At 43.2% G+C, this 22,645-nt stretch carries 24 protein-coding genes and 2 pseudogenes; 13 read left to right on the top strand and 13 right to left on the bottom strand.

Annotation, left to right across the window (positions count from 1 at the left end; genetic code table 11):
- Positions 1-137: 137 nt before the first annotated feature.
- From HWQ43_RS25770 to pheS, 7 genes are all read right to left on the bottom strand, one after another.
- Positions 138-755 (bottom strand): hypothetical protein, encoded by a 618-nt coding sequence (locus HWQ43_RS25770; protein ID WP_292738929.1) that lies wholly within the window; start codon positions 753-755, stop codon positions 138-140.
- Between the two features lie 45 nt (positions 756-800).
- Positions 801-1,127 (bottom strand): DUF4926 domain-containing protein, encoded by a 327-nt coding sequence (locus HWQ43_RS25765; protein ID WP_292738927.1) that lies wholly within the window; start codon positions 1,125-1,127, stop codon positions 801-803.
- Complete coding sequence (locus HWQ43_RS25760) at positions 1,124-1,456, bottom strand: DUF6883 domain-containing protein (protein WP_292738925.1); 333 nt, start codon at positions 1,454-1,456, stop codon at positions 1,124-1,126. Before HWQ43_RS25760 ends, HWQ43_RS25765 begins: the two co-directional genes overlap by 4 nt.
- An 80-nt stretch (positions 1,457-1,536) precedes the next feature.
- On the bottom strand, positions 1,537-2,112 hold the full coding sequence (locus tag HWQ43_RS25755) for a Uma2 family endonuclease (protein ID WP_292738937.1): 576 nt from the start codon (positions 2,110-2,112) through the stop codon (positions 1,537-1,539).
- Between the two features lie 63 nt (positions 2,113-2,175).
- Positions 2,176-2,460: a type II toxin-antitoxin system mRNA interferase toxin, RelE/StbE family gene (locus tag HWQ43_RS25750; RefSeq protein WP_292738923.1), complete on the bottom strand. Its 285-nt coding sequence runs from the start codon at positions 2,458-2,460 to the stop codon at positions 2,176-2,178.
- Entirely contained in the window at positions 2,457-2,672 is a 216-nt protein-coding gene (locus tag HWQ43_RS25745; RefSeq protein WP_190730807.1) for a hypothetical protein, read from the bottom strand. The genes HWQ43_RS25750 and HWQ43_RS25745 overlap by 4 nt, the downstream gene beginning before the upstream one ends.
- Positions 2,673-2,716: 44 nt before the next feature.
- A complete protein-coding gene (gene pheS, locus HWQ43_RS25740; protein WP_094350188.1) occupies positions 2,717-3,709 on the bottom strand; it encodes a phenylalanine--tRNA ligase subunit alpha in 993 nt (330 codons plus the stop codon).
- Positions 3,710-4,171: 462 nt separating this feature from the next.
- On the opposite strand from pheS, the gene surE reads away from it, so the two are divergent.
- Positions 4,172-4,978 (top strand): 5'/3'-nucleotidase SurE, encoded by an 807-nt coding sequence (surE, locus tag HWQ43_RS25735; RefSeq protein ID WP_292738935.1) that lies wholly within the window; start codon positions 4,172-4,174, stop codon positions 4,976-4,978.
- Positions 4,979-5,255: 277 nt separating this feature from the next.
- A complete protein-coding gene (locus HWQ43_RS25730) occupies positions 5,256-6,152 on the top strand; it encodes an MBL fold metallo-hydrolase (RefSeq protein WP_292738920.1) in 897 nt (298 codons plus the stop codon).
- Positions 6,153-6,448: 296 nt separating this feature from the next.
- On the opposite strand, the gene HWQ43_RS25725 is transcribed toward HWQ43_RS25730, so the two are convergent.
- Complete coding sequence (locus HWQ43_RS25725; protein WP_292738918.1) at positions 6,449-6,604, bottom strand: hypothetical protein; 156 nt, start codon at positions 6,602-6,604, stop codon at positions 6,449-6,451.
- Between the two features lie 51 nt (positions 6,605-6,655).
- Between HWQ43_RS25725 and HWQ43_RS25720 the strand changes: the two genes are divergently transcribed.
- The 10 genes and pseudogenes from HWQ43_RS25720 (at position 6,656) to HWQ43_RS25675 (ending at position 15,863) form a co-directional block, all read left to right on the top strand.
- The gene (locus HWQ43_RS25720) at positions 6,656-7,732 is read left to right on the top strand and encodes a bifunctional riboflavin kinase/FAD synthetase (RefSeq protein WP_292738916.1); all 1,077 of its coding nucleotides are present in this window, start codon (positions 6,656-6,658) and stop codon (positions 7,730-7,732) included.
- A 138-nt stretch (positions 7,733-7,870) separates the two neighbouring features.
- Positions 7,871-8,779 carry a MoxR family ATPase gene (locus HWQ43_RS25715; RefSeq protein ID WP_292738933.1) on the top strand — a complete coding sequence of 303 codons (909 nt, stop codon included), beginning with the start codon at positions 7,871-7,873 and terminating at the stop codon, positions 8,777-8,779.
- Between the two features lie 277 nt (positions 8,780-9,056).
- Positions 9,057-9,294, top strand: a pseudogene (locus HWQ43_RS25710) (hypothetical protein).
- Between the two features lie 536 nt (positions 9,295-9,830).
- Positions 9,831-10,418, top strand: a complete 588-nt coding sequence (locus HWQ43_RS25705; protein WP_292738914.1) for a cytochrome C — start codon at positions 9,831-9,833, stop codon at positions 10,416-10,418.
- Positions 10,419-10,711: 293 nt separating this feature from the next.
- The gene (secA, locus tag HWQ43_RS25700) at positions 10,712-13,504 is read left to right on the top strand and encodes a preprotein translocase subunit SecA (RefSeq protein WP_292738912.1); all 2,793 of its coding nucleotides are present in this window, start codon (positions 10,712-10,714) and stop codon (positions 13,502-13,504) included.
- A 104-nt stretch (positions 13,505-13,608) separates the two neighbouring features.
- Complete coding sequence (locus HWQ43_RS25695; protein WP_292738910.1) at positions 13,609-14,067, top strand: aspartyl protease family protein; 459 nt, start codon at positions 13,609-13,611, stop codon at positions 14,065-14,067.
- A 191-nt stretch (positions 14,068-14,258) separates the two neighbouring features.
- Positions 14,259-14,450 (top strand): hypothetical protein, encoded by a 192-nt coding sequence (locus tag HWQ43_RS25690; protein WP_292738908.1) that lies wholly within the window; start codon positions 14,259-14,261, stop codon positions 14,448-14,450.
- Positions 14,443-14,784: a type II toxin-antitoxin system PemK/MazF family toxin gene (locus tag HWQ43_RS25685; RefSeq protein ID WP_292738907.1), complete on the top strand. Its 342-nt coding sequence runs from the start codon at positions 14,443-14,445 to the stop codon at positions 14,782-14,784. The genes HWQ43_RS25690 and HWQ43_RS25685 overlap by 8 nt, the downstream gene beginning before the upstream one ends.
- A 66-nt stretch (positions 14,785-14,850) precedes the next feature.
- The gene (locus tag HWQ43_RS25680; RefSeq protein ID WP_292738905.1) at positions 14,851-15,183 is read left to right on the top strand and encodes a low molecular weight protein tyrosine phosphatase family protein; all 333 of its coding nucleotides are present in this window, start codon (positions 14,851-14,853) and stop codon (positions 15,181-15,183) included.
- The gene (locus HWQ43_RS25675) at positions 15,180-15,863 is read left to right on the top strand and encodes a class I SAM-dependent methyltransferase (RefSeq protein ID WP_292738903.1); all 684 of its coding nucleotides are present in this window, start codon (positions 15,180-15,182) and stop codon (positions 15,861-15,863) included. The genes HWQ43_RS25680 and HWQ43_RS25675 overlap by 4 nt, the downstream gene beginning before the upstream one ends.
- Before the next feature lie 103 nt (positions 15,864-15,966).
- Here the strand turns inward: HWQ43_RS25675 and HWQ43_RS25670 are convergent, their stop codons facing one another.
- The 4 genes from HWQ43_RS25670 to HWQ43_RS25655 form a co-directional block, all read right to left on the bottom strand.
- Entirely contained in the window at positions 15,967-18,525 is a 2,559-nt protein-coding gene (locus tag HWQ43_RS25670) for a penicillin acylase family protein (protein WP_292738901.1), read from the bottom strand.
- 167 nt (positions 18,526-18,692) lie between these two features.
- On the bottom strand, positions 18,693-19,052 hold the full coding sequence (locus tag HWQ43_RS25665; protein ID WP_292738899.1) for an ABC-2 family transporter protein: 360 nt from the start codon (positions 19,050-19,052) through the stop codon (positions 18,693-18,695).
- Positions 19,053-19,371: 319 nt separating this feature from the next.
- The gene (locus tag HWQ43_RS25660) at positions 19,372-20,190 is read right to left on the bottom strand and encodes an ABC-2 family transporter protein (protein WP_292738897.1); all 819 of its coding nucleotides are present in this window, start codon (positions 20,188-20,190) and stop codon (positions 19,372-19,374) included.
- Positions 20,187-21,179, bottom strand: coding sequence for an ATP-binding cassette domain-containing protein (locus HWQ43_RS25655; protein ID WP_292738895.1), 993 nt, complete (start codon positions 21,177-21,179; stop codon positions 20,187-20,189). Before HWQ43_RS25655 ends, HWQ43_RS25660 begins: the two co-directional genes overlap by 4 nt.
- A gap of 49 nt (positions 21,180-21,228) precedes the next feature.
- Here HWQ43_RS25655 and HWQ43_RS25650 point away from each other — a divergent pair.
- Positions 21,229-21,336: pseudogene (locus HWQ43_RS25650) on the top strand (RNA methyltransferase); the annotation flags it as partial.
- A gap of 329 nt (positions 21,337-21,665) precedes the next feature.
- On the opposite strand, the gene HWQ43_RS25645 reads toward HWQ43_RS25650, so the two are convergent.
- Positions 21,666-22,544, bottom strand: a complete 879-nt coding sequence (locus HWQ43_RS25645; protein WP_292738893.1) for an NmrA/HSCARG family protein — start codon at positions 22,542-22,544, stop codon at positions 21,666-21,668.
- Between the last annotated feature and the right edge of the window lie 101 nt (positions 22,545-22,645).

Here is a 22,645-nt window from a genome sequence, read left to right as displayed (position 1 = left end):
TCAATCAATTGTAGTGATCGCTTTTTTCTATACTTAGTTGAGCAGATCCAAACATGGCAGGCTTTTTGCGCTTTCCTACCCGTCGAACTCACGTTAAAATTAAGTCTCAAAAATAAAAAGGTGGTTAGAGAAAGTCACTAACCACCTTGATACTTGCAAGACCGAAGTCTAACGATGTATTCAAGAACTTTTGACTGAACCTCATTGAAGAATTTCTCTTGAATTTTTTCAACATCAAGTTTTCTAGCAAACTCAACTTCTGAAAGAATTTCCTGGCATTCGTCTATTGTTGCCCCATTTACTGATCCATATAGTATTCCAGTTGGATATTCATGAATACAATACTGAAGCCATCTAATCTGAACACTTAGTAAGCCTTTTTGTACTTCATTATTGTTGGGAGCGAGCAAGTAACATTCCTTGAGTAACCCATAGTCCGTTTTAAAGTTAATCTGCTTGTGGAGATGCTTTACTTTGTAAAAATTTTGGGCTGTACGAGCAAGCCACAAAACTGACCAAGGATCGCGCTTTTGATAACCACTAAGAAGAACAGGAAACACAACCTGTTCATAAAGCTCATAGCGAATTCCATATTCATATTCGCATTGTTGATTTTCTAGAAACTCGTGAGTCCACAATTCTTTCTCGGTAAATGAAGCAAATGAAGTAATAAACTGCTGAAGGTGTTGTCTGGCTTGGCTACGAAAACCAAGTGTTTTACAATGTAAGTATTGTTTGTAATACTCAAGCTCCATACATCTTAACTTTCCGTAGTTTTGACCACTGTGACACTCACAGCTTTAAGCACTCTGATGCTCAGACTCTTCTTTTTGCAACAGAAAATCGAGATAGTCTTGTAATTGCAACAGCCTGGCTCCAGATAGCTGACGTAACTTGGCTAATATTATTTCTTCTTGCTGCCACTGGGCAATGGGGATAATTTGAGATGCTGCTACTTCGACCGTCACATGGGGCAAATCAAACCCTTCCAGACTATACCCGTCCTCTTCCCCTTCAGGCATAGGGTAGTGTTCCACAATTGTTGCAACATTCCCTCGCTTGAGGTTGTATTCTGGTAAATCCTGTGCTAAAGCAACTTGGGAGAATAGAGGGTGCTGTACCTTCATGAGTTTGCTCCTTGATCTGGCACTAAGGTGACAAATTTAGTTGTATCGTTTACAACGAGCCAAATGGTTAAGATACTTAGTCCAACGCCATTAATCCCTCGCAGACACGCACGAATGGCATACTTCTGGCCATAACGAGTTGTTTCGATCGCCTCGGCAGGTTGTGTTAAAACTTGATCGCGTAGATCATGTTCCAGCTGTTGCCAGTTATCTAATGTGTACCCAGCCCTAGCGAGAAATTTAGATTTATCGTCTTTTGGCAACGGCACAAGCAGATACTTGGTTAGCTTTTCTTCTGCGATTTTTGCATCCTGCGGTAAAAAGGCCATTGTTTCATGGCATGAATTTTGGCTAGGAATTATTGACTATATTTTACTCTGGGACGCTGGTCTTCTGCATATTTGAGATATTATCCCGCGTTGAGTACTTGCTCTGCGGTTAGCTGTAATTCTGGGAAAACAGTAGAAGCGATCGCACTATTTCCTGTAAATCTGGTTTCTTCATAAAACCCGTCAACTAATATCAGTACGGTAACTACATTTATTTGTGGATCGACAATCCAATATTCAGCAATTCCCCTCGCAGCATACTCGGAACGTTTGTAGCGATAGTCTCGATCTTCATTAGCTTTGCCAGGAGAAACAACTTCGACAACTAATGCTGGAGGTGGCATATCTAAGGTGATTGTAGATCGCGTTGCACCTTCTAAGGCGGTTGCAAGTTCATCCGTCAGCACAACTAAGTCAGGAATGCGAGTTGTCGCACGAGAACCAGCAACAACAATTTCAACTTTGTTACTTAACCGATTAACTGGGACGAACTTGAGGAAATTTACCAGCAAAAATAGAGATATCTGGACATTTTTTGGGCTTTCGGGTGGCATTACAACTAACTCACCTGCCACAAGTTCATAATGACTATCCGTGCCATCGTCATACTTCAAATATTCCTCAAGCGTTAGACGTTTACCAGCGATCGCAGTCATTGAGTTATTCAATCCTAAATCCAAAATTAGTCAGTAGGAAAATACTAAAACAGTACCTATAATTCAGTACACTTCATCATGAGTGCCAATATCAATTAGCAAAATTTCCTCTTCACCAGATTCTATATTTTGTACGAAGTTAAAGACAATGCGACAATCATAGTCCACTGAACACGCCCAAGCTCCAGACAGTTTGCCTTTAAGTTTATGAGTCTGCAACAATGGATCAAATGGCTCGGCGGTTAGTAGTGCTAACCGCTCTCCAATCCGCTCTTGTAATTCTGGCTGTCGTCGTACCAATCGCTTAAATGCTCGTTTAAACGATGATGCCAGAACTACAGCTCTCACTTGCGTAACTCATCCATTATTTGAGTAACTGTACCACGGAACACTTTTCCCGACTGGTATTCTACTTGTGCTTGAGCGATATTAGCAGCAATTTCAGAACGCCGCCGTTCTGCCAACCGATGACTTATCAGATCAATTAATGTTTCTTGTTCATCTACTGATAAGTTTTCGATGCTTTCTAGAACTTGATCTAACCTGGAAACTGAGGTCATTGTTTATTGTTACCTTGCTTGCAGTACATAACTATTACGTATGCCTAAAATTGTTGCAAAAATCTCAAATCACTAGCATACAAGCGACGAATATCATCGATTTGGTGTAACACCATTGCAAAGCGTTCTACACCAAAACCAGCAGCAAACCCTGTATAAACTTCTGGATCGTAACCCACAGACTTAAGTACATTTGGATCGACCATACCGCAGCCCATCACCTCTAGCCAGCGACCATTCCACTGCAAATCCACTTCAGCCGAAGGTTCAGTAAACGGAAAATAACTGGCGCGGAAACGAATTGGTAAATCGCCAAATATTGCTTGTAAAAATACTTTAATTGTGCCTTTGAGGTCTGTAAAAGTTAGTCCCTCATCAATGGCTAAAAGTTCTATTTGATGGAAAACAGCTGAGTGAGTCGCGTCTACATTATCTCGCCGATAAACTCGCCCTGGAGCCACAACCCGAATGGGTGGTTCTTCTCTTTCCATGTAACGAATTTGCACTGACGAGGTATGAGTACGTAAAAGATTGCCATCTGGCAGGTAGAAGGTATCCTGCATATCACGGGCGGGGTGGTCAGGTGGGGTGTTGAGAGCCTCGAAATTATAATAATCAGTTTCCATCTCTGGCCCTTCAGCCACGGTGTAGCCCATACCGACAAAGATATCCAGTGCCCGATCGATAATGCCGTTGAGGGGATGAATGCGACCTTGGGGGCTGTAAATTCCCGGCATAGTAACATCCAGAGTTTCCGCCTCTAGCTGGAGGTGAATTTGCGCGGCTTCGAGGGCGACGCGTTGCTGGTCTAGACTAGTTTGCAAGGATTCTTTGACTGTATTGGCGATCGCTCCAATTTTTGGTCGTTCCTCTGCACTCATTTGCCCCATACTTCGCAACAGTGCCCCTAGTTCGCCTTTTTTACCCAGATAGTTAACTCTGAGTTCTTCCAGACGTTCTAAGGTGTCGGCGGCTGCGATCGCTTTTTCTCCTTCTTGCCGCAGTGCTAAAAGTTGAGCTTCTAAATTGCTAGTCATTAGTTATTAGTCATTGGTCATTAGTCATTAGTCTATAGTCAAAAGCTGTGAATCGGTCGATAAATAAACTTACAGTCATACCATTAACATCAGCTAAAGGTGAGGGTTGAAACCAAATCTCTGTTTATCAGTTATAGACAATTGGGCTAGTACAGCGGGCGTGTAAATCCAGCTAACATCTCACTTAACCAGACTTGAGGATTGAGCAATTTGTCTTAAAGATAGGCAAAATTCCGCCACACTATCTAGCGAGTATAAATATTTTTTTGCTGCTTGTGACCTCAGACATTGACAAATGGCTAATAACAAATAACTAATAACTAATGACCAATGACTAACTAATACTTCTCTACGAGAGGCTGCGCCAACGGCTTCTCTACGAGACGCTACGCGTAGCTTGCTTCTCCTGAGGGGTACGCTCAGTACAAGTGACTAATGACCAATGACTAATGACTAATGACCATGAAATTACTAATTAGCAACGATGATGGCATTTCTGCCCTAGGGATTCGTACCCTAGCCAACTACTTGGCAGAGGCTGGCCATGATGTGAGTGTAGTTTGCCCAGATCGAGAGCGATCGGCAACTGGACACGGGTTAACTTTACACCAACCCATTCGCGCCGAAATTGTTGAAGAGATTTTTCATCCTGCTGTCAAAGCTTGGGCTTGTGATGGTACACCTTCAGATTGCGTCAAATTGGCACTGTGGGCTTTGCTGGAAACTCCCCCCGATTTGGTTGTCTCTGGTATTAATCAAGGTGCAAATTTGGGAACTGAAATTTTGTATTCTGGCACTGTTTCTGCGGCAATGGAAGGTTTAATTGAAGGCATTCCCAGTGTGGCGCTGAGTCTTATGAGTCACACATCTAAAGACTTTCAAGCTGCTGCTAAGTTTGCCACAGTTCTCGTAGACCAGTTAGCCCAAAAACCCCTGCCAGATTTAATGTTGCTCAACGTCAATATTCCTGCGGTCAAATGGGAAGAAATTGCCGGAGTTGCTCTCACCCGTCAAGGCATACGGCGTTACATTGATGTATTTGATAAACGAGTCGATCCTCGTGGAAAAACGTACTACTGGTTAACCGGAGAGGTAATTGAGGATGTGGAACCCCCAAGCGGATTAAATCTGCCTCAAAATGTACCTACAGATGTGGAAGTTGTACGCAAAAACTACATCAGTATTACTCCGTTACAATACAATCTTACTTACGCAACTGGATTAGAGAAATTATCGGAGTGGGAATTCAATTTTCCTGGAATCATTTGATTTATCAAGACAAAAATGTGGTTATTCAAATGCATCACGGAAAAATGTAGGCTATAACGTAGGGGCACTCTTGAAATAACCGATACACATTTACCCCAAAACCTGGGAAATTCTCACTGACGTATTTCATTCACATTTACACAATCAGCCAGAAACAGGATATGCTGTTTTACCAAGAAATCCTCCCTCTAGCAAAATCGGAGAGACAGCATAAACTTAGACAAAATAAGTAACAATTCTTTCATTTATCGCCCGCTCAGTCCAGCAAGCAACACCCATGTCTAGGATAGAGAATCAATTTACCGTACAATTTTGGGGCGTTCGCGGCAGCATCCCCAGCCCAGGGCCACACACTGTTCGTTACGGCGGCAATACCCCTTGCATATCAATGCAAGCGGGCGATAAACGCTTAGTTTTCGATGCTGGCACGGGACTACATGTTTTGGGGCAATCTCTGTTGCGCCAAATGCCGTTAGAAGCTCACATATTTTTTACCCACTCTCACTGGGATCATATGCAAGGTTTTCCCTTCTTTACGCCAGGGTTTGTGAAGGGGAATGAATTTCATATTTACGGCGCGATCGCACCTGATGGTTCTACCATAGAACAGCGCCTCAACGATCAAATGTTGCACCCCAACTTTCCCGTACCCTTGCAAATTATGCAAGCTAATTTAAATTTCTACGACATTCGGCCGGGGCAACCAATCCACATCGATGACCTGATTGTAGAAACAGCACCTTTAAACCATCCAGGTGAAGCCGTAGGATACCGCGTCAACTGGCGTGGTGGTGCTGCTACTTACATCACTGATACCGAACATTTTCCCGACCGACTCGATGATAATGTGCTGTGGCTAGCTCGTAATGCCGATATCTTGGTTTACGATTCTACCTACACAGACGAGGAATATCACTCGCCAAAATCTCCGAAAATTGGCTGGGGACATTCTACTTGGCAAGAAGCGGTGAAAGTGGCACAAGCTGCTAACGTCAAAACTCTGGTGATTTACCACCACGATCCGGCGCATGATGACGACTTTTTGGATCGTGTCGGGAAAGAAGCAGCTGCGAAATTTCCTGGGGCTATTATGGCAAGGGAAGGATTGGTACTTCAGATTCCCACTTCAGTTGCCTTATCAGAATCTTTTCCTGTTAGTAAGTTTTCTACTTAAAGATTGCGATCAGAGGAATTGGAGATTTTAGATTAGATTGGTGATCAGAGGCTTTCAGCGCGAGAGCGTACCTGTTGGCTGTACGGTGAGACAGCGCTGCCCAGAGTTGTCACGCCGACACAGGATCAGGGCGACAACAGGAGGACAAACTTTATAGATTCACCAACAGCCCAGACACCTACAGACGCCCTCAGATTGCGGCTGATGGTCGCGTTAAAACCTCGTTGAAGTCTCAACACGGAACTAGAGCCTTTTTAGCTCTGGTATTTGGGGTTGGGGTTATCTGGACTTAGCAATTAGCTGTCAAGCTGATGGCACAAGAAACCATTTTGGGCGGCTTCTCTTGGGTTAGGCTTTTGGCTGATAGCTAATAACGGGTGGCAAACGCCCTGGCTGATAGCACAAGACCTCATGGGCAGTTGGTGAATGTCCTCTTGAAGGCGGTTTACCATAGGGTAGCTTCCTGCTGATAGCTAAAATAAACCTAAAATCTCAGAATCCACGTGCTAAATTTGTCTAAAAATGGGTGTTCTGTGCGGGTTGCTTTTTCGAGCGAAGGGCTACTAACGCCGACTGCTGTTGCCCTTGGCAAGTTTGATGGCGTTCATCTTGGTCATCAAAGGGTAATTCAACCAGTCTTGCACACTGGTGGTCACTTGTCAGGAGCTAGTAGTCCGCACTCAAAGAGAAATCAACTGACAAATCAAGAATATACCTATTCAACAGTTGTCACCTTTGACCCCCATCCACAAGAGTTCTTTACAGGGCAACCCCGGACTTTGTTAACGCCACTGGATGAAAAAGTCCAACAATTGCGATCGCTTGGGGTAGAACAATTGGTACTACTACCCTTTGACAAAGAATTGTCTGCGTTGACCCCCGAAGAATTTGTCGAAAAAATTCTCGTGCAACAACTGCGATGCCAACGAATTAGCATCGGACAGGATTTTTGTTTTGGCGAAAAGCGCAGTGGTACTGCTCAAGATTTGCAATTACTCGCCGCCAAGCACAATATTCCCGTTACCATCGTTCCCTTACAAACTTATACAGGTGGCTCGCCCACTCAAAGTAATTGCGTCAGTACTACTCCAACTCAGGATACCCGCATTAGCACTTCATTGATCCGCCAAACCCTTGAGCAGGGAGATATCGAAAACGCAAATCTATTACTGGGACGCCCCTACACCCTCCTTGGTGATGTCGTTCAAGGTCAACAATTGGGCAGAACAATTGGCTTTCCCACCGCCAACCTCCAATTACCAAAAGAAAAGTTTTTGCCTTGTCAAGGAGTATACGCTGTCCGTGTTTTCACTCTCGATGAAACAACAGATACCGCTCCTAGTGAGAACTTGGGTGTCATGAATATCGGTAATCGTCCAACTGTAAATGGCACTTATTCATCTGCGGAAGTACATTTATTCGATTGGTCAGGTGATTTGTATGGCAGAAAACTGGTCGTGCAGCTAGTTAAATTTTTGCGCCCCGAACAAAAATTTCCTTCTCTCGAAGCCCTGAAAACACAAATTCAACTTGACTGCGTTGTTGCTAGAGAAGTTTTGAGTGCTGGAGTGCAAAGTTAGGAGTTAGGAGTTAGGAGTTAGGAGTTCTGAGTGGGAACAATGTATTTAGGGAAATTGGGCATAGGGCATTGTGAAAATTCTTCCCTCATTCGCCCCTTTCCCCGCTCCCCACTTTCTATTCCCCATTCCCTACAACGCATGAGAGAAAAAATCGACGCTTTAACACAAAATCTAGCTCTTACCATCGTTGGCAAAGCTGAGGCAATACGCTTAGTGTTAGTAGCATTGCTAGGTGGTGGTCATGCTCTTTTAGAAGATGTCCCTGGTGTTGGTAAAACCTTGCTTGCTAAATCCTTAGCTCGTTCACTGGATGGCAAGTTTCAACGGTTACAATGTACCCCCGATTTATTGCCAACTGATATTACTGGCACCAACATCTGGAACCCAAAAAGCGGCGAATTTACTTTTCTTCCTGGGCCAGTCTTTACCAATGTGCTATTAGCTGACGAAATTAACCGCGCCACACCCCGCACTCAGTCAGCTTTATTGGAAGTTATGGAGGAACATCAGGTAACAGTCGATGGTGTCTCTCGTGCAGTTCCCCAGCCCTTTTTTGTCATTGCCACTCAAAACCCTATCGAATATCAAGGTACTTTTCCCCTGCCGGAAGCGCAAATGGATCGGTTTATGTTGTCGCTGAGTTTGGGCTATCCTTCTGAGGCAGAAGAACTTCTAATGCTGCAAAATCTCCAAAATGGTGTAAAAGTTGCTAATTTGCAGCCTTGTATTACCTTGGCAGAAGTTCAGGAACTGCGTTACCTCTGCTCTCAAGTAAAAGTAGCAACTTCCTTGCAACAATACATTCTCGAATTAGTGCGGGCAACACGTCAAGATGAGGAAATCGCCCTTGGTGTAAGTCCGCGTGGCACATTAGCATTACAACGGGCTGCCCAAGCGCTAGCTTTTCTATTAGGGCGTGATTATGCAATTCCCGATGATGTGAAATTTCTCGTCCCTCACGTTCTTTGTCATCGCCTTATTCCGCGAGGAGGACGGAATGCAAGGACTGTTGTTGAGCGATTATTGCGATCGGTTTCTATTCCTTAAGGGAACGTGACTTCGATGAGCTAAAAAACAGCTATCCGAGATGGTGATAACTCTATTTCTTGCTGGGGAAAATATTTTTTTACGCTTTTACTCTGGTTCCTTCTGCGTCAGTTTGCACATTGTGTATCAATTCATCCAAGCTATCAGGGAAAGTTGCTCGCACCATCATTTTAGTAAATACCTCATAATAATATTCAGACTTGACTGAACTTAAGTTTCCTGATCCTGCTGAAATTTGGGCGTGTTAGGATATCCTACAAAATTAGGTAGACAATAAATGAAAGCGAGCGAAGTTATCGGCAGGATTGACTCTCAAGAAAACCTAGTTCTAGATGAGCCGATTCAGGGAAACACTTATCCTCATCAGGTTCGGGTAATTGTGTTGGTTCCAGAACAAGCAGAAGCAGAAGAGCTTGACCCTGATGATACACCCGTTGAGGAGAGCCTTACAGCAAGGAAAAGCTGGTCAAACTAGACCAATTAGCGAGCTATGGGACAGGATTGATGCAGAGTGATCATACGGTTTTAATTCGATTTTCTCATGAGTTTGAGCAGGAATTTTACAGACTATCAAAAAGATTTCGCAACATTCGCTCTGATGTTCAATCGATTATCGAGCAATTACAGCAAGGAAATTTTGTCGGCAATCGCACACGGAAATTGCTAAAGCGTATATTGTTTAAAAGGTGAGAGTTCGTAATAGTAGTATCTAAAAAGGTAAGAGTGCTGGATACCGATTGATTTATCAAGTTGAGTCAATTATAAGTATTTTGCTACTAACGATTTATTTCAAATCTGACCGAGAAGATATTGGTGCAAATGAAATCCGAGATATTGTGGCTGATTTTTCTAGTGAGTCAGGTTAAAACTACTAGAACATTTTTCCTTGCATAGTCAGTGATGCGCTGAATAGATATTTATATTACTGTTGTGGATATAAAAGATGTGTTGCTTGACAAAACTACTTACACAAAATTTGAAACATTGCTAATACTGCGTAAGTCTTATGATTAGCACAAGCGCCACTTTTAAATATTTGGGAATGTGAGGAATGTCAATTTTTGTTAAGCGCAAAATCCGCGATGCCTATGGCGGGCTACGCCAACGCCAAGCACTACAGCAAAGCGCCGAACGTGAATTCAAACGCCAATTTTTCGGTTTACTTCTGGTGATTGTAACGTGGAGTTTAGCTATGGGCTGGCTTCTAGCCTTGGCAACTAACGCCCAAAGTGCGACTCCTCCTGCTGAAATTGGCACTGTTGACGTAGTACCTGCACAATACCAACTGGGGCAAGAACTGTATTTAGAAAGCTGCTCTAGATGTCACATTGCCATACCACCAGCCGTTTTACCTACCCAAACTTGGAAAAATCTCCTGCAAGACTCGCAGCACTACGGCGCACAACTCCAGCCTTTAGTCGATCCGCAACGTATCTTGGTGTGGAAATATCTTTCGACTTTCTCCCGTGTGCAGCTAGACGACGAAGAAACACCATATCGCCTCAACAACTCGCGTTATTTTAAAGCTTTGCATCCAGGAGTTGAGTTACCACGTCCCGTCCAGATTGGCAGCTGTGTCAGTTGTCATCCCAGTGCTAATGATTACAATTTCCGCCGCCTGACAGCAGAGTGGAAGTGAGGAGTTAGAAGTGAGGAGTTGAAAAATTCATAACTCATAACTCTTAACTCTATTCCCCCACACCCTCTCTGGCCCCATCTGGGGGCAAAATGATACTATGAAGAAAGAGTAAATATAAGATAAGAGTTAAAACCAATCAGTTTATTAAATGATTGGCTAGTTTTTATCCTGATTTTGAGGTAATTCTCATTTCACACCCATCCACAACCAAGACGTTTGGGTTGGGTTAAATGTTTATAATCAATGCCGACCCTTTAATTCCCATCCCCCTTGATTCAGTTCTATAATCTGCCATGCTAAAACTTTTGTTGGGCGACCCCAACGCTCGTAAGCTTAAAAAATATCAACCTTCTGTTACTGAAATTAACCTTTTAGAGGAAGAAATTCAGGTTCTTTCCGATGATGAGTTAAAAGGTAAAACCGTCGAATTTAAACAACGGCTCGCTAAAGGCGAAACCCTAGATGACATCTTGCCAGAAGCTTACGCCGTTGTCCGGGAAGCAGCACGGCGAGTATTAGGCTTGCGGCATTTTGATGTCCAACTCCTTGGCGGTATCATTTTGCACGTGGGGCAAATTGCCGAGATGAAAACAGGTGAAGGTAAAACACTAGTTGCCACCTTGCCAAGTTACTTAAATGCCCTTACTGGTAAAGGTGTACACGTCATTACCGTAAACGATTACCTAGCTCGTCGGGACGCTGAATGGATGGGACAGGTGCATCGGTTCTTGGGGCTGAGTGTGGGGCTAATTCAGTCAAGCATGACTCCTAGTGAACGCCAGAAAAACTACGACTGCGATATCACTTATGTTACCAACAGCGAGGTCGGCTTCGACTATCTGCGGGATAACATGGCGACATCAATGGCAGATGTGGTACAACGCCCGTTTAATTATTGCGTAATTGACGAGGTGGACTCGATTTTAGTTGATGAGGCGCGGACACCGCTAATTATTTCCGGGCAGGTAGAAAGACCTACAGAAAAATATCTGCAAGCCGCTGAAATAGCATTCACACTCAAAAAAGACGAGCATTACGATGTGGATGAAAAAGCTCGTAACGTGCTATTGACAGACGAAGGGTTTGCGGAATCAGAAAATCTTTTGGGAGTCACAGATTTATTTGACCCGGAAGATCCTTGGGCACACTTCATTTTCAATGCAATTAAAGCTAAGGAACTTTTCCTCAAGGATGTAAATTACATCGTCCGCAATGATGAAGTAGTAATTGTGGATGAATTTACTGGTCGGGTGCTAGCCGGACGGCGTTGGAGTGATGGATTACACCAAGCGATTGAAGCGAAAGAACAGGTAGAGATTCAGCCAGAAACTCAAACTTTAGCGACAATTACTTACCAAAATATGTTCTTGCTGTATCCAAAACTCGGTGGAATGACAGGAACGGCAAAAACCGAAGAACCTGAATTTGAAAAAATTTATAAACTCGAAGTTGCGGTAATTCCCACCAACCGCGATCGCAGACGCGAAGATTTATCTGATATGGTCTTTAAGACAGAAGCAGGTAAGTGGGGGGCGATCGCCAGAGAATGTGCCGAAATGCACCAACTCGGCAGACCTGTATTAGTAGGAACCACTAGTGTAGAAAAATCTGAACTTCTGAGTAGGCTGCTGAAGGAATTGGCGATTCCTCACGAATTACTTAACGCCCGTCCTGAAAACGTCGAACGTGAGGCGGAAATTGTCGCCCAAGCTGGACGAAAAGGTGCTGTTACTATTGCTACCAACATGGCTGGTAGAGGTACAGATATCATTCTGGGTGGTAACTCCGAATATATGGCGCGTCTAAAGCTGCGGGAATACTTTATGCCCCGGATCGTCATGCCAGAAGATGAAGATGCCTTTGGCGTGCAAAGAGCAGCCGGATTGCCTACAGGACATGGCGGTGGTCAAGGCTTTGTCCCTGGTAAGAAAGTCAAAACTTGGCGGGCTTCGCCAGAAATTTTCCCGACTCAGTTGACAAAAGAAACCGAGAAACTACTCAAAGATGCAGTAGAAATTGCAGTGCGTGAGTATGGTGAACGCAGTTTACCCGAATTGGAAGCTGAAGACAAGGTAGCTGTAGCGGCAGAAAAAGCTCCCATTGATGACCCTGTAATTCAGAAATTGCGGGAAGCTTACAACCGCATCAAGCAGGAATACGAACAATTTACTACTCGCGAACATGATGAGGTAGTGGGTATCGGCGGTTTGCACGTAATTGGTACAGAACGCCACGAATCACGGCGGATTGACAACCAGTTGCGGGGACGTGCAGGAAGACAAGGCGACCCTGGAACCACAAGATTCTTCCTCAGTTTAGAGGATAACCTACTGCGGATTTTTGGTGGCGATCGCGTTGCTGGGTTAATGAATGCCTTCCAAGTGGAAGAAGATATGCCAATCGAATCTGGGATGCTTACCCGCAGTTTGGAAGGCGCACAGAAAAAAGTTGAAACCTACTACTACGACATTCGGAAGCAGGTATTTGAGTATGACGAGGTGATGAATAATCAACGTCGTGCTATTTACGCCGAACGCCGCCGGGTGTTAGAAGGTCAAGATTTGAAAGAACAGGTGATTAAATACGCCGAAAAAACGATGGATGACATCGTTGACTACTACATCAACGTAGACTTGCCCTCGGAAGAGTGGGAGTTAGAAAAGTTGGTTGAGAAAGTCAAAGAATTCGTCTATCTGCTAGCGGATTTACAAGCGAGTCAATTAGAAGATATCACCGTCAGCGAGATTAAAGCCTTCCTCCACGAACAGGTACGAATTGCTTACGACCTCAAAGAAGCGCAAATTGACCAAGTTCAACCCGGACTGATGCGCCAAGCTGAACGCTTCTTTATCTTGCAACGCATTGATACCCTGTGGCGGGAACACCTGCAACAAATGGATGCCTTGCGCGAATCGGTGGGATTACGTGGTTACGGGCAAAAAGATCCACTGATTGAGTATAAGAGCGAGGGTTACGAACTCTTCTTGGATATGATGGTTAACATTCGCCGAGATGTGGTTTACTCGTTGTTCATGTTCCAGCCGCAGCCGCAGCAGATGGTGCAAGCTTCGTCTGAGATGGTGTAGTAGAGAATATATTACGCAGAGACGCAGAGGTGCAGAGAGTGCTTTTGCGTCTTTGTGTTTTAAGGCATCTCTCAAAAATATTTTGTTTTCAGGAGTTTGCTGAAATGGGTAAGCTGATACTACCAAATCTTCAGGGTAAGCTAATGGGGCAAGTAATAGTTACCCTCACTGTCACTAATCGAATTGATCGAGTTTTGGCTCAAAGAGGCTTTATTTCTTCGGAGGAAGTTCGCTTTTATACTCTGGATGATGTTTTAGTTGATACGGGCGCAACTTTGCTGTGTTTACCTGCTAACATTATTAGTCAACTAGGTTTAGTCCAAGGTGGAGAAGCCCAGCTAGAAACTGCTGCTGGAGTTAAGCAGGGGCGAATTTTCCGAGATGTTGAACTTAGTATTGCAGAGCGTCAAGGAACCTTTGATTGTCTGGAACTCACAGAAGTACCTTATGCCCTTTTAGGTGTAACACCAATGGAAGTTTTAGGGTTAGAACCAGACCTGAAAAATCGGAAGTTGCGGGTTTTACCGATGAATTCTGAGCAAACTTATCTGAGTGTATTGTAAGTGATCGCTCTAGATTAAATATAAAAACGGTTGCACGATACGATCGCTTATACTTGGCGTAGTCTGTGGTGCGATCGCTCATTTACTGCGATCGTTGAATAATTTAAAAACTTGTCTATAGAGCAATCTCATCTCACAGAACGTTTATATAGGGTCGTGCTATGCTACTGGAGTGTCTAATGAAGAGAGTCATGACTGCTCCAGTTGAAGAATTATTAAACACCTTTGATCGTCTGCCAGAGTCAGAGAGACTGGAAATAGCTCTGGAGATTTTAAAAAGGGTAAGACATTTGGACTTTCCATATTTGTCTAATGAAGATTTGGTTTGGAATGCAGAAGAACTTTTTTTGGAGTTAGATCGGCAAGAAGCTTCTGATGAGTAGCCCTAATCGTGGAGAAGTTTGGCTTGTCGATCTTGGCTACACAGCAAAAGTCAGACCATGCTTAATTATCAGTATTCCTGCACTAGAGCAAGATCGAGCGCTAGCAACCCTAATTCCTCATACGACTAGCTCACGCGGTTCAAGATTTGAGGTGGCGCTAAAGGTAAACTTTCTCCGAGCAGGAGTGTTTGACGTACAAAATATTATTACAATTCCACATGCAAAGTTACTCCGAAAGTTGGGAGACTTAACACTAGAACAACTCGTTGAAGTTGAAAAAGTATTACTCTTTTGGCTGGGATTAGAAGAGAGAGATTTTGAGAGTGATGAGTAGCAACTTAATATAGATAAAAATCCTGGATTCAAAGGTTTATAAAATACTATCGCTTCATATTAATTAATGAAAAAGCTTTTATTTATCTGTAGCCAGAATAAATTGCGAAGTCCTACCGCCGAGGCTGTATTTTCTGAATATGAAGGATTTGAAACAGACTCGGCAGGTTTAGATCGCCATGCCGAAGTACTATTATCAACAGAGGCTATTCAATGGGCTGACATTATCTTTGTGATGGAAAAATCCCATAAAAATAAACTATCCAAAAATTTTCAGCCTTTCCTGAAAGATAAAAAAATTATCTGTTTAGATATACCAGATGAATATGAATATATGGAACCAGCCTTAATTGAATTGTTAAAACAGAAAGTTTTACCTTTATTAAAAATAAAAAAATGAATATTCAAGAAGCTTTTAATTCTGCCGCAGGAGATTACGATAACTTACGTCGTGTTTTAATTCCCTGTTTTGATGACTTTTACAAAACAGCCGTTGAAATCATCCCAGGTGATTGCACTGCACTGCTGAAGGTTCTAGATTTAGGTGCTGGTACTGGACTTTACTCAGGTATGGTTCAGTCCGTTTTCCCGAATGCAGAGTTCACTTTGCTAGACTTAGCCCCTGAGATGTTAGAAAAAGCTAAGTTGAGATTTAGCAAAATGGGTAAATCTCCCAAAATCTTAATTGGTGACTACATTGAGACTGATTTAGGTGATTCATATAATCTGATAATCTCTGCCTTATCGATTCATCATCTGTCAGATATTGACAAAGAACTTCTTTATCAACGGATTTATGATGTTCTCAATCCTGGAGGGATATTTATCAACGCCGATCAAGTTCTCGGTAAAACGCCTGATTTAGAACAACTTTACCGTCAACACTGGTTAGATTCTGTCCGCGCGAAAAACATCTTAGAGCAGGATCTCAAAGCTGCACAAAAACGTATGGAATACGATCGCATGGCAACCCTTGATATTCAACTTAGCTGGTTAGAAGCGGCTGGATTTCAAAATGTGGATTGCTGGTACAAAAATTTTAGCTTTGCTGTTTTTGGTGGTTATCGACCAAATATTTAACTAATTCACGACTTACGCACAGGTAACGGAAAATCGAACCGCAGAGGATGCAGAGGGCACGGAGAAATAAGAGTTTCAGAGAGTTCTTGCGTAAGTCCTATAATTACTTTGCCAATTTTGGAATTAACTTCAGTGTTGCAGTCGTATTTTCTGTAACATTCTTTGATTCCCATAACATTTGGTGGTATTCAATCTTGCGCCAAGGTTCAACCATATCGTTGTAGTGGCTATGGAAAGCATGGCCTGATTGTCCAGGGGTGTGAATTGCTACTGAGTTATCCAAATTTCCCAAATCTACAATCATCCGCAGTGAAGGAATATCAGTCACTTCAAAGGATTTATTTGCTCTCCATCGGTTAGCATTGACTGTTTCACCGTTACCAGATGTAGCAAATACACCACGATTAAATAAAGCTTCAATCGGTGCAACCCCAGATTTACCCAAGGAGGCATTCCGAAAAGTAATGGTATGCAGCTTGCCCCAATTCCAGTTGTTCGGGTCTTTGCTTTGAATTCGTTCTAGTTCATCCACAGCTTCTATAAAGGACTGCCGGAGGATTTGGTCGCGGTTCTCAACTTTTGGGGTGTTGCGGTTGTCCCACCAAGAACTATTGGGCTGTTTAACCAAATTTGCTACCACAGCATACCAGCGATCGCCTCCATCAGGAAAGTACTTTTCAGGTAACTGATCGTGAAATGTATCTGCTAGCAAGTGTTTCCAGAATACTTCAAACAGAGCAGCAGCAGGCGATGTCATTCCTAACTGCAAATTCCAACCTTGCAGCAGTTTTTGGGCTGCTTGTAAGCGGGGAGTATCAGCAGTGATAGATTTTAATAGTGGCACTAATGTTTGTGCATTTAAATTGCGATTATCACCCTGTATCTGCTGTACATCCTTTAAAGAAATCGCTTGCGTTTGTTGTGAAATCATTTCAACAATGCGTTTTGCTCGATAGCCATAAACCCAGTCTGCGGTAATCAGGTAAGGATATTCACGGTTAACTAAATTATTAGCAGTAGCAATATAACCTTGAGGTGGATTAAAACTTTTGGGCAATTTCTCAAAGTCAATATAGCCTTGCCAATCATAAGCATCTGTCCAACCAGGAACGGGATAACGCCCATCTCCTTGAGCGCGGATGGGGAATTTACCAGGCATTTGGTAGCCAATATTGCCATCAATGTCAGCGTAGACCAAGTTTTGAGCCGGGACATCATAATTGCTGGCAGCAGTGCGGAATTCCTGCCAGTTTTGGGCGCGATTGATTTGGGGAATGGCATACCCTAATTTAGAAGGTGCTAGGGCTGTCCAGCGCAGGGCTACGGCGTAATTTTGCGGTAATTCTAGTGACTTACTTGGCTTGAAATCCTTTAGATTGGGCGAAACATCAGAGAGAATCGGCCCATGTCGGGTATAGCGAACCGTTTGGACAATCGTCTGACTTCCCGCTACTTGAATCGTCTCTGGCACGAGCTGCATATCAACCCATTTGCCATTTACCTCATACTGATTGGGGTTATTTGGGTTGATTTTCTCAATGTATAAATCCATCACATCAGATTGTACATTGGTAACACCCCAGGCAATGCGATCGCTATGACCGATAATTACTCCAATCATTCCCGCAAAGGAAAAGCCAGAAACGTTGTAGGGACATTCTGCACTCTTCGGTGTGCAGTGCAAACCAACCTCGTACCAAATAGAGGGAATTTGCACACCTAAGTGGGGGTCATTCGCCAAGATAGGTTTACCTGTCGTGGTTCGCTGACCAGATATCACCCAGTTATTTGAGCCAATACCTGTTCCCGTAGGCCCAATGAGTTTTTCTAAAGCTATCATCGGCTTAGTAATTGACTCTAAAGCAGGTAATACATCTGGAGAATTGAGAAGTACTTCAACATTCTTGTTCCTCCCTTCCCCTGCTGTTTCTCCTTGCTGCAACTCAGGTAAAATAACTGGCAAGTCTTGAGGGTATGGTGGAAAAAGTTCTTCTACTTCAGCAGGAGTAAGAGTTTTGAGCAAAATAGCACGTTCAATTTCGCTCTCGAAATTTCTGCCTAAATCGTAAGCCATTACCTTCCCCCAAGTTAGAGAATGCAGTATTTGCCAAGGTTCTGGCTTATACCCAGGATTGAGAAACTTTAGCACAGTGTATTCTAGACTCAGGGCCCTACCTTGATGCTCTGTCAAATAGGCATTGACACCATCGGCGTAAGCTTCCAGGTATGCCTTCATCTCTGCATTAATTTCCTGAATTTCTTGCTGCGCCACCCTTGCCCAACCCATTGTCCGCAGATATTTATCAGTGTCAACCTGAGAAGAACCAAACATTTCTGAGAGTTGCCCAGAACCAATGTGTCGCCAAAAGTCCATTTGCCAAAAGCGGTCTTGGGCGTGGATATAACCTTGCGCCATAAATAAATCGTGGGAGTTGGCAGCATAAATATGGGGAATTCCCCATTTATCACGCTGGACACTTACTTCAGCTTTCAGTTCAGGTATTTGAATTGTGCCACTCTCTTGCGGAAAGGATTGGCGCACAGTGTAGGTAGCAAATCCCACTAACAATAGCCCTAGCACTAACAGGAAAATCAGCGTGATTTTGAGTCTTTTACGTAACCAACCTTTCCTGGAGTTTTTCATTTGAGCTTCTTGTGGCATTGTTTAGTGAAATCAGGCAATACTACAAGGTATTTAATCAGAATCTTTAGAAAAGTGCGATCTGCTCATTTAAAATACACCTGAGTACACAGCTAAAATTTTGTTGTACTAGCTGCCAGTAGAACAATAGTATCGCTCTCCTATTTTCCAAAGCTGAAGCGCAATCATCAGAAAGATAATGCCTGCGATTGGTGAGACATAACAACCATTCCCTGAAAAAATCTTCCGATTCGTTTCAAAGTAAACTCTTTACCTAAAAGCTGAAGTGCTGTGGTGCGTGGACGAACAAGTAAACGGTCGAAGTCTCCACTTTTAATTATTGTTGAAAATGAGTCAAAGCCTCTTCCAAGGGCATCAGCACAGGCGAAAGAAATATTAATTGTTCCATAAAATAGAGCAACTTCATTTAAAGTCCACGTACCAATACTATTAAAACGACTAAAAAGTGCCCAGACTCCAAAAAATTCAACAGCAGTTACTAAAAGCTGCCCTATTACTTGCAGCCAGAAAGAAACTTTGTATTGCATCTGCGACTTGAAAGATACAGAAATATATCGAAGGTAAAGCAAAAAATCATTCATAATCGCTTTGTAATTTTTATCTAAAATAAATTACCTAATACCAATTCTGTATGAAGATGCACAGAATATTAAACGAACCGCCAAGTACGCCAAGAGCGCCAAGAATAGAGACTTACTCATTTAGTGCAGCTTCACATTAAATTGGTATAATCTATCTTCCTTCTTAAAAAATTACGAATTACGAATTAGGTTGCCGAGCGTACCCCTTCGGGGAAGCAAGCTACGCGTAGCGTCTCGTAGAGAAGCCGAGGTACAAATTATTTACTTATCCTCCTTGAATTACAAGCTTTTTGATGCCATGTTTCACAAGGATACGCCCAATAATAATAATGACAACTATCCAGAAAGCTTGATGCAGCAAAATATTAAATAGGGCGTTTGGTTGAAGATTACCAGTAAAAAGACGAAAAGGTTTGTCGATTAGTCCTGAAAAAGGAAGTGCATTCAAAAAAGGCTTGCTCCACTCAGGAAAAAGTGGCAACGGAACAATCATGCCAGAGAAGATACTAACAAGAGTAGGTAGAATACTATTAATTCCCTCGCCCGAAATTGTCCACATCATTGATACAGTCAAAAGCATAGTTAATGCAGACGAAAGTAAAATTGCGCCAATAAAAGAGAGAAAAAAGGCAACAAAAGAAGCAAAGGAGGGTGGAAAAGAAAGCGACCATTCATCAAGCCCTAAAAGGGGAAAAATAAAAATTGTGACACCAAGAAGCGGAATGCTACGAAGTATCAGGGGCGTTGTGCGAAGTGCCAAAGCGCGAGTAAACCAAAAATTATAAAGGTCTGTAGGTCGAAGAAGATCGTATCCGACAGCACCAGTTCGGATGAGTTCTTGAATATCTCTATCACCTCCCCAAGGGACAATCGCCATCAGAAACGCCTGTCCCAGCCACACATATCCTACAGCTTGTTGAAAAGTGATAGGTTGAGCAGAGGTTGTATAAGTAAAGAATGCCTGTAAAACCATTACTTTCACTAACCCCCAGAAAAGCTGAGTTCCAACGCCAGCCAAAGCAGCAGCACGGTATTGCAACAGCAGTGTAAATCTAGCAACAAACAGTGACCAATATGCTTTCATGGGATAATTCCGGCTGAAATTGCATAAAGTTCAGCAACTATCTCTTCAATGGGTGGATTTTCCACAAAAAGATCCTCTACTTCGTGTTGCGAGGTAACTTGGCTAATCAAAGACGCAGCAGAAAGCTTTGTGGGATCGAAGGCTAGAGTTACGGTGCGACCTTCTTTAGAGATAATACTGACTCCTTCTTGCTCAAAGAAGAAATTATCATTTGCTAGGTCAATTCTTAAGTACCGACGCGAGGAAACTTGAGAACGCAGTGCTGCTAAAGTTCCATCACAAAGGATTTCACCTCCACCAATAATAATTATGCGATCGCACAATGCCTCAATATCATCCATATCATGGGTAGTTAGGATGGTGGTTACTTGATGAGTTTTATTAAGCGCTTTGATAAATTTTCTGACTGCAAGCTTGGAAACTGCATCAAGCCCGATGGTGGGTTCATCAAGAAAAAGAATTTCCGGTCTGTGAAGCATTGCGGCTGCAAAGTCACATCGCATCCTTTGACCAAGGCTTAACTGTCTCACCGGTGTCGAGAGAAAGCTTCCAAGACCAAGCAAATCAATCATTTCTTCGCGTGTCTGGCGATATTCCGATTGGGGAACGCGATAAATATCCCGCAGCAAATCGAAAGACTCAATCACTGGTAAATCCCACCAGAGTTGTGTTCTTTGACCAAACACTACACCGATGCGATTAACGTGTTTGATTCGATCTTTCCAAGGAGTTCGTCCACTAATTAGGCATTTTCCACTGGAAGGTACGAGAATACCGCTTAAAATTTTAATCGTGGTCGATTTACCGGCTCCATTTGGGCCAATGTATCCTACAAGTTCTCCCCGTTCCAGGGAAAACGAAACTCCTTTGAGGGCATAAACTTCTTTAGTTTTTCGCTGCACAAGTCCTCGTATTGAACCGAAAAGCCCAGAGGAACGTTCAGACACAAAGAAAGTCTTCCTGAGATTTTCGACAAGAATGTGAGACATATTTTGTTAGTCTGTTATTGCGAAGAAAAGCGGGAGGCAGGGGGCAAAAATGAGCTGGGCTGGATTAAGAATTGTCTTGGTAGAGGTAGCTGGAGTGAGCAATGTCGGCGCGATCGCTAGGGGAATGAAAAATTTCGAGATATATCATTTAATAATAAGTAAATTGCCAATGCAATACCCATGCCAAGAATCACCCTAGAAGTATCAATCTACATTCCAATACAAAGAAATACTCCCTCGGCAAATGCATTGTAAAATTAGCATAAGAAGAGGGAGAAATGAAGTATCATTGCTAATGATTAAAATCTGTTGCGGAACTTCTATTAAGTACCCGTAGGTAAATATATTTGATATCTTTCTTCAGCTATCGTGACATCTGGACAAACAGTCAGGATTCAAATACCAACTTATAACCAGTTAGCAGGTTCCAGTTCTAATCGGGCTGTAATTGTCAATTCACATTTTTGACCTGACATCAGACGCGCTTTAATCTGGTTTTGTCCAGTCGTGGTCGCGCAGATAGGATTCAAAGTCGCTTGAGGAAGGAAAGTCACGTTTCAACTGCGCTAAATCCGCTCCGTAGCCGACGTTCTCAAACCAGCGATACATCGTGGTTACTTCCTCTCCGACCTGCTGCTCAAACGCTTCAAACGGAATTTGTTGGTAGTTGACAGTTTTACCCAGAACGCGGCTGAATGCAGCAGCAATTTCTGTCATGGTCATATCTACACTTGCGACTTCTTTTTGGCAATTCAAGAATTCTGCGGGACGCTCGAACACAGAAGCGACCATTTTCCCGTAATCTTCTTCGGAAAGTTGCTGCAATTTCGTTTCAGGACTGAGCGGTTGGAGAAGCGTTCCTTGCTCAATCATCGGACGCATCGTGTTGTAATTATAGAAAAAGAAAACTGGACGCATCATCGTGTAGGGCAAACCAAGCGATCGAATGTATTCTTCGACTTGAAACTTGCTCTCGAAATGTGGAATGCCCGTGTTGCGTTCTGCGCTTCCCACTGAACTGTAGACGAAATGCTGAATGCCTGCCGATGAAGCTGCATCTGCAACGCTTTTGCCATCTCTGATCTCGGCTTCTAATCCACCTTCAGTAAGAAAGGTCTGCAACGAAAAAACGCCATAAGCAGCTTGCAAAGCGCGATCAACGGAAGCGCGATCGCTGAAGTCTCCTGTTACGAGTTCTGCCCCCGCTTGTTGGAGTGCTTGGGCGGCGGGCTTGTTTGGATCGCGCACAAAGGCACGCACCTTGAAGTTACCGCGCTTTAAAAGATGACGCGCCACTGCGCCGCCCTGATTGCCCGTGGCTCCGGTGACTAAGATAATTTGTTCTGCTGTTGTTTGCTGTGTCATGTCTGTTTTTTTAATGCTGTTTGTGTATTTGAAATTTATCTTGTCTAAACAGTAGCTTGTGCAGCAAAAGAGAAAAAGTAGTTAAAATTCAAAACAGTTGT

The sequence above is a fragment of the Nostoc sp. JL31 genome (assembly GCF_017114965.1).
Lineage (GTDB): Bacteria > Cyanobacteriota > Cyanobacteriia > Cyanobacteriales > Nostocaceae > Nostoc > Nostoc punctiforme_A.
The sequence above is the reverse complement of the archived record's forward strand: the minus strand, read 5'-3'. Positions and strand labels throughout refer to the sequence as shown.

Bases quoted from the DNA above. Each gene is read 5' to 3' on its own strand.
- HWQ43_RS25770 (WP_292738929.1), bottom strand. From the start codon at position 755: ATGGAGCTTGAGTATTACAAACAATACTTACATTGTAAAACACTTGGT.
- HWQ43_RS25765 (WP_292738927.1), bottom strand. From the start codon at position 1,127: ATGAAGGTACAGCACCCTCTATTCTCCCAAGTTGCTTTAGCACAGGAT.
- HWQ43_RS25760 (WP_292738925.1), bottom strand. From the start codon at position 1,456: ATGGCCTTTTTACCGCAGGATGCAAAAATCGCAGAAGAAAAGCTAACC.
- HWQ43_RS25755 (WP_292738937.1), bottom strand. From the start codon at position 2,112: ATGACTGCGATCGCTGGTAAACGTCTAACGCTTGAGGAATATTTGAAG.
- HWQ43_RS25745 (WP_190730807.1), bottom strand. From the start codon at position 2,672: ATGACCTCAGTTTCCAGGTTAGATCAAGTTCTAGAAAGCATCGAAAAC.
- pheS (WP_094350188.1), bottom strand. From the start codon at position 3,709: ATGACTAGCAATTTAGAAGCTCAACTTTTAGCACTGCGGCAAGAAGGA.
- surE (WP_292738935.1), top strand. From the start codon at position 4,172: ATGAAATTACTAATTAGCAACGATGATGGCATTTCTGCCCTAGGGATT.
- HWQ43_RS25730 (WP_292738920.1), top strand. From the start codon at position 5,256: ATGTCTAGGATAGAGAATCAATTTACCGTACAATTTTGGGGCGTTCGC.
- HWQ43_RS25725 (WP_292738918.1), bottom strand. From the start codon at position 6,604: ATGGTAAACCGCCTTCAAGAGGACATTCACCAACTGCCCATGAGGTCT.
- HWQ43_RS25715 (WP_292738933.1), top strand. From the start codon at position 7,871: ATGAGAGAAAAAATCGACGCTTTAACACAAAATCTAGCTCTTACCATC.
- HWQ43_RS25705 (WP_292738914.1), top strand. From the start codon at position 9,831: ATGTCAATTTTTGTTAAGCGCAAAATCCGCGATGCCTATGGCGGGCTA.
- secA (WP_292738912.1), top strand. From the start codon at position 10,712: ATGCTAAAACTTTTGTTGGGCGACCCCAACGCTCGTAAGCTTAAAAAA.
- HWQ43_RS25695 (WP_292738910.1), top strand. From the start codon at position 13,609: ATGGGTAAGCTGATACTACCAAATCTTCAGGGTAAGCTAATGGGGCAA.
- HWQ43_RS25690 (WP_292738908.1), top strand. From the start codon at position 14,259: ATGACTGCTCCAGTTGAAGAATTATTAAACACCTTTGATCGTCTGCCA.
- HWQ43_RS25685 (WP_292738907.1), top strand. From the start codon at position 14,443: ATGAGTAGCCCTAATCGTGGAGAAGTTTGGCTTGTCGATCTTGGCTAC.
- HWQ43_RS25680 (WP_292738905.1), top strand. From the start codon at position 14,851: ATGAAAAAGCTTTTATTTATCTGTAGCCAGAATAAATTGCGAAGTCCT.
- HWQ43_RS25675 (WP_292738903.1), top strand. From the start codon at position 15,180: ATGAATATTCAAGAAGCTTTTAATTCTGCCGCAGGAGATTACGATAAC.
- HWQ43_RS25670 (WP_292738901.1), bottom strand. From the start codon at position 18,525: ATGCCACAAGAAGCTCAAATGAAAAACTCCAGGAAAGGTTGGTTACGT.
- HWQ43_RS25665 (WP_292738899.1), bottom strand. From the start codon at position 19,052: ATGCAATACAAAGTTTCTTTCTGGCTGCAAGTAATAGGGCAGCTTTTA.
- HWQ43_RS25660 (WP_292738897.1), bottom strand. From the start codon at position 20,190: ATGAAAGCATATTGGTCACTGTTTGTTGCTAGATTTACACTGCTGTTG.
- HWQ43_RS25655 (WP_292738895.1), bottom strand. From the start codon at position 21,179: ATGTCTCACATTCTTGTCGAAAATCTCAGGAAGACTTTCTTTGTGTCT.
- HWQ43_RS25645 (WP_292738893.1), bottom strand. From the start codon at position 22,544: ATGACACAGCAAACAACAGCAGAACAAATTATCTTAGTCACCGGAGCC.